General features: G+C 61.7%; 6 protein-coding genes and 2 pseudogenes. 5 read left to right on the forward strand and 3 right to left on the reverse strand.

Annotated elements, in window-relative coordinates:
- From hmgA to EOA29_RS24130, 5 genes and pseudogenes are all read left to right on the forward strand, one after another.
- Positions 1-1,150 (forward strand): homogentisate 1,2-dioxygenase (hmgA, locus tag EOA29_RS24110; protein WP_127221692.1); only part of this gene is annotated, 1,150 nt, incomplete at its 5' end.
- Positions 1,151-1,256: 106 nt separating this feature from the next.
- Positions 1,257-2,270: a fumarylacetoacetate hydrolase family protein gene (locus tag EOA29_RS24115; protein ID WP_126094333.1), complete on the forward strand. Its 1,014-nt coding sequence runs from the start codon at positions 1,257-1,259 to the stop codon at positions 2,268-2,270.
- A gap of 22 nt (positions 2,271-2,292) precedes the next feature.
- Positions 2,293-2,828 (forward strand): annotated as a pseudogene (locus tag EOA29_RS24120) (DinB family protein).
- Between the two features lie 74 nt (positions 2,829-2,902).
- A pseudogene (locus EOA29_RS43195) lies at positions 2,903-3,159 on the forward strand (BrnT family toxin).
- Positions 3,146-3,472, forward strand: coding sequence for a BrnA antitoxin family protein (locus EOA29_RS24130; RefSeq protein ID WP_126094332.1), 327 nt, complete (start codon positions 3,146-3,148; stop codon positions 3,470-3,472). Before EOA29_RS43195 ends, EOA29_RS24130 begins: the two are co-directional and overlap by 14 nt.
- 16 nt (positions 3,473-3,488) lie before the next feature.
- Here the strand turns inward: EOA29_RS24130 and EOA29_RS24135 are convergent, their stop codons facing one another.
- From EOA29_RS24135 to hppD, 3 genes are all read right to left on the reverse strand, one after another.
- Complete coding sequence (locus tag EOA29_RS24135; RefSeq protein ID WP_126094331.1) at positions 3,489-3,866, reverse strand: type II toxin-antitoxin system VapC family toxin; 378 nt, start codon at positions 3,864-3,866, stop codon at positions 3,489-3,491.
- Entirely contained in the window at positions 3,863-4,087 is a 225-nt protein-coding gene (locus EOA29_RS24140) for a type II toxin-antitoxin system prevent-host-death family antitoxin (RefSeq protein WP_126094330.1), read from the reverse strand. Before EOA29_RS24140 ends, EOA29_RS24135 begins: the two co-directional genes overlap by 4 nt.
- 58 nt (positions 4,088-4,145) lie before the next feature.
- Positions 4,146-5,252 (reverse strand): 4-hydroxyphenylpyruvate dioxygenase (gene hppD, locus EOA29_RS24145; RefSeq protein ID WP_127221694.1); only part of this gene is annotated, 1,107 nt, incomplete at its 5' end.

The raw sequence follows: 5,252 nt of genomic DNA on the forward strand, positions 1-5,252 counted from the left end.
CTCCTGGCTCTACCGTATCCGCCCGAGTGTCCGGCACACCAGCCGCTTCAAGGGGACGAGCTACCCTTTATGGAAGACCGCGCCCAATATCGGCGATCATGAGCTGGCGCTCGGCCAGTACCGCTGGAACCCGGTGCCGATGCCCGCCGAGCCGACCGACTTCATCTCCGGCATGCGCACCATGACCACGGCGGGCGACGCGGTGGGACAATCCGGCATGGCGGCGCATGTCTATGTCGCCAACCGCTCGATGGTCGACGACCATTTCTTCAATGCCGACGGCGAGCTCATGATCGTGCCGCAGGTCGGCGCGCTGCGTTTCGTCACCGAGATGGGCGTCATCGAGCTTCGGCCCGGCGAGATCGCGGTGCTGCCGCGTGGCCTCGTATTCAAGGTGGAGCTCGCCGACAAGGAGGCGCGCGGCTATGTCTGCGAAAACTATGGCGCCAAGTTCACGATGCCCGATCGCGGGCCGATCGGCGCCAATTGCCTGGCCAATCCGCGCGACTTCAAGACGCCCTGCGCCTGGTTCGAGGAGAAGGAGACGCCGTGCCGGCTGATCGTCAAATGGTGCGGCACTTTCCATGTCACCGAGCTAGGCCATTCGCCGCTCGACGTCGTCGCCTGGCATGGTAACTACGCGCCCTATAAATATGATCTGGCGACCTTTTCGCCGGTCGGCGCCATCCTGTTCGACCATCCCGACCCGTCGATCTTCACCGTGCTTACGGCGCCGAGCGGCGAGGCGGGCACTGCCAATGTCGACTTCGTCATCTTCCCGCCGCGCTGGCTGGTGGCGGAAAACACCTTCCGTCCGCCCTGGTACCACCGCAACATCATGAGCGAGTTCATGGGCCTGATCCACGGCCAGTACGACGCGAAGGAAGAAGGTTTCGTGCCCGGCGGCATCAGCCTGCACAACCAGATGCTGGCGCATGGGCCGGATGCGACAGGTTTTGAGAAAGCCACCCGCGCGGACTTGAAACCGGTCAAGCTCGACAACACCATGGCCTTCATGTTCGAGACGCGCTTTCCGCAGATGCTGACGCGTTACGCCGCCGAACTCGACACGCTGCAGGAGAACTACATCGACTGCTGGGCCGACCTGAAGAAGCGTTTCAACGGCACGCCCGAGGGCGACTGGTCCTGACCCGCGGTATCAGTGTCGGGAAAACTTGAACGGGCGGCTTGACGATCGCCCGTAACGGCCTTGTTGTGGGGTCAGCGGCACAGACCGCGTGAAGAGAGGAAACCGCATGAAGCTTGCCACTTTGAAGAACGAGACGCGCGACGGGAAGCTGGTCGTGGTCTCGCGCGATCTGACGCGGTTCACCGACGCTTCCTTCCTGGTGCCGACACTGCAGGCGGCGCTTGATGACTGGCGGCGGATTGCGCCGCATCTGGCGGCGATGGCGGAATCGCTCGAGACCAATGCCGTGCCTTCATCTCGATTCCACGAGCACGACGCGCATTCGCCGCTGCCGCGCGCCTATCAATGGGCCGACGGCTCGGCCTATGTGAACCATGTCGAACTGGTGCGGAAGGCGCGCGGCGCCGAAATGCCGGCAAGTTTTTGGACCGATCCGCTGATCTACCAGGGCGGGTCCGACTCCTTCATTGCGCCGCGCGATCCGATCCGCATGGCGGACGAAGCCTTCGGTATCGATATGGAGGCCGAAGTCGCCGTTATCGTCGACGATGTGCCGATGGGCGCGAGCCTCGAACAGGCGAGGGATGCGATCCGCCTCGTCATGCTGGTCAACGACGTGACGCTGCGCGCCATCACGGGGCCGGAACTGGCAAAAGGCTTCGGCTTCTTCCAATCGAAGCCGTCTTCCGCTTTCTCGCCGGTCGCGGTGACACCGGAGGAATTGGGCGACGCCTGGGACGGCGGCAAGGTCGATCTCGCGCTGCTGGTCGACCTCAACGGCAAGCCATTCGGCCGCGCCAATGCCGGCGTCGACATGACCTTCGATTTTCCGGCGCTCATCGTGCATGCCGCGAAGACACGGCCGCTTGCCGCCGGCACCATCGTCGGCTCAGGCACCGTTTCCAACAAACTCGACGGTGGACCCGGCAAGCCGGTCTCGGCTGGCGGCGCCGGCTATTCCTGCATCGCCGAACTGCGCATGATCGAGACCATCGAGAGCGGCGAGCCGAAGACGCCCTTCCTGCGCTTCGGTGACACTGTGCGCATCGAGATGAAGGACAAGGCCGGCCACTCGATCTTCGGTGCCATCGAGCAGAAGGTCGAGAGATACGAGGGGTAAGGGGAGAAAGGAACCTGAAAAGGTGACCCTGCTCGCGCACCTGCGCCGTATGGCGCGCAACAATCTATGGTCGAACGACCGGCTCTATCGCGCCGTGCTTGCGCTTGAGCCCGGCGAGTTCGAAGCCGAGCGCGCCAGCTTCTTTCCCTCGATCAGGCAGACGCTCAACCACATCCTCGCGGTCGATCGTCTCTATCTCGATTTCCTGACGGATGGCGGCCTCGGCGCCGCCGCCTATGACACCTTCGTGCCATTCGACGATGCGGCAAGCCTGGCGGCGGCACAGGCCGATTTCGACCGCAGGCTCGTCGCCTTTGCGATGGCCTGTCGGAGGCCGATCTCGATCGTCGCGTCGTCACCGATCGCCGCGAGGACGGCATGATCCCCGAACGCATCGGCGATATCCTCGCCCATGTCTTCCTGCACGACATCCATCACCGCGGCGAGGTGCACGCCATGCTTTCCGGCACTTCCGTTCCGCCACCGCAATTGGATGAGTTTCTGCTCGACTACGATGTCAAGCTCAGGAAGGATGAGGTCGAGCGGCTGGGGTTTTGAACGAGCGAGAATGCTCAGGAATTATCGTAGTTACGAAAATTATTGACTTAATTATTGTAGGTACATAAATTCCGATGAAGATCGTTTGGGATGAACCGAAACGCTTGGCAAACATTGACAAACACGGCTTGGATTTCGCTGCGTTGGACGAGGAGTTTTTCCTTGCCTCGACGTCCGGGCGGCCAAAGCCGGCCGTTTCAAGGCGATTGGTCGGATAGTCGGCGGCGTTGTTGCCGTGGTCTTTGCCCGGCTTGGCACCGAAGGCATTTCGATCGTCTCGATGCGGCCGGCCAACCGGACGGAAAGGAGATTGTTCGATGGCAAAACCTAAGCTGAACGTTACGAAACCTGACAAGGAGTTCCAGCCAGGCAAGGGCTTCACCAAGGAAGATTGGGACGCCGTCTCGGACAACCCGGGGTGGACAGAGGAGGATTTCAGAAATGCCCGTCCCTTCACCGAGGTGTTTCCGGATCTTGCCGAAAGCATTCGCCGTTCGCGCGGCCGGCCGGCGCTCGACAATCCGAAGAAGCAGGTGACGCTGCGGCTCGATAGCGACGTGGTCGCCCGCTTCCGAGCCGGCGGACCCGGCTGGCAGAGCCGGATCAACGACATTCTGCGGAAGGCCGCCGGCCTCCAAAAGTAGCTCGATCGCATGGCAGTCAGGCCAGCGCGACCTCGTAACGGGCGAAATGCGGGTCTGATGTCAGGATGGTTAGGTTCTCTACCCGCGCCTGCGCGATCAGCAATCTGTCAAAGGGATCTCCATGGTGATGGGGCAGGTTGCCGACCGCACGCGCGTGCTGAAAGGTGATCGCAAGCGGCTGAAATTGCATCCTTGGAAGCAACCCCGGCAGGTCGTCCGGCGCCTCGAGCTTTCCAATCGAACGTTTGATCGCGATTTCCCAAACGCTTGCCGCGCTTGCGAACACTACAGCATCCGACGCCAGGATGGCGCGATGGTGCTCGCTGAGACGTCGATCGTCCGCGATCGACCAGAGGATGATGTGCGTGTCGGCGAGAAATGGGCCGACTGTCATTTCACGTACTCGTCCCATTCGGGACCGAGTTCGTCAAAGTCGTCTGCAATCCGAATCTTGCCCTTCAAGGCACCGATGCGCGGCAGGGGGGCTGCCACCGCCGGCGGTACGATACGCGCGGCCACCTTGCCATGGCGCGTGAGCACGATCTCCTCGCCGGCTTCCGCACGGCTGACGAGTTCCGACAGTTTGGCCTTAGCCTCGGCGATCGAGATATTCATAGCACGACCTTTCTGACCAGAATTTAGGTCATAATTGGCCGAGCCGCAAGCTCAGGCGTTACGCCGCCTTGCCGTCCAGCTTGATCACGCCGCGCTTGATCTGGTCCTGCTCGATCGATTCGAACAGGGCGCGGAAATTGCCTTCGCCAAAACCTTCGTCGCCCTTCCTCTGGATGAACTCGAAGAAGATCGGCCCGATCACCGTCTTCGAAAAGATCTGCAGCAGGATCTTGGTCATGCCGCCATCGACGACGCCTTCGCCGTCGATGAGGATGCCGTGCTTCTTCATCCGCTCGATCGGCTCGTCATGGCCGTGCACGCGCTCGTGTGACATCTCGTAATAGGTGTCGGGCGGGCCGGGCATGAATTTCAGCCCGTTGGCGGCGAGCTTGTCGGTGGCGTCGTAGATCGCGTCGGTGCCGACCGCGATGTGTTGGATGCCCTCGCCATTGTACTTCTTCAGATATTCGGCGATCTGGCTGGTCTCATCCTTGGACTCGTTCAGCGGAATGCGTATCTTGCCGCAGGGCGAGGTGATCGCCCGGCTGACGAGCCCGGTGATCTTGCCGTCGATATCGAAGAAGTGGATCTGCTTGAAGCCGAACAGGTCGCGATAGAAATCCCACCACTTGTCCATGTTGCCGCGATAGACATTGTGGGTGAGGTGGTCGAGATAATAGAAGCCGACCCCTTCCGGTTTGGGATTGCGTTCTCCCAGCCACTCGAATTCGGCGTCGTAGGCCGAGCCCTTCTCGCCATAGGCCTCGATGAAATAGAGGAGCGAGCCGCCGATGCCGACGATCGCCGGCACGTCGAGCGCCTTGTCGATGCCTTCATAGGGCGTGGCGCCTTTCGACACCGCATGGTCGAAGGCGTGCTTGGCATCGACCACGCGCCAGGCCATCGAGGCGGCGCAGGGGCCGTGCTTGTCGACAAACTTCATCGCATGCGAGCCGGCCTCCGCATTGACCACATAGTTGATGTCGCCCTGCCGCCAGACGGTGATGTCCTTGCTGCGGTGCTTCGCCACCGCAACATAACCCATGCGGGTGAAAAGCTCAGCGAGCTTGGCAGGCTCGGGATGCGCGAACTCGACGAATTCGAAACCGTCGGTGCCGGCGGGGTTCTGCTTGCTGATCTTGGCGGGTGGGGCGTCGTGCGGGAA

Source organism: Mesorhizobium sp. M1E.F.Ca.ET.063.01.1.1 (assembly GCF_003998155.1).
Lineage (GTDB): Bacteria > Pseudomonadota > Alphaproteobacteria > Rhizobiales > Rhizobiaceae > Mesorhizobium.

Excerpts from the sequence above, each read along its gene's own strand:
- EOA29_RS24115 (WP_126094333.1), top strand. The coding sequence starts at position 1,257 with ATGAAGCTTGCCACTTTGAAGAACGAGACGCGCGACGGGAAGCTGGTC.
- EOA29_RS24130 (WP_126094332.1), top strand. The coding sequence starts at position 3,146 with ATGGCAAAACCTAAGCTGAACGTTACGAAACCTGACAAGGAGTTCCAG.
- EOA29_RS24135 (WP_126094331.1), bottom strand. The coding sequence starts at position 3,866 with ATGACAGTCGGCCCATTTCTCGCCGACACGCACATCATCCTCTGGTCG.
- EOA29_RS24140 (WP_126094330.1), bottom strand. The coding sequence starts at position 4,087 with ATGAATATCTCGATCGCCGAGGCTAAGGCCAAACTGTCGGAACTCGTC.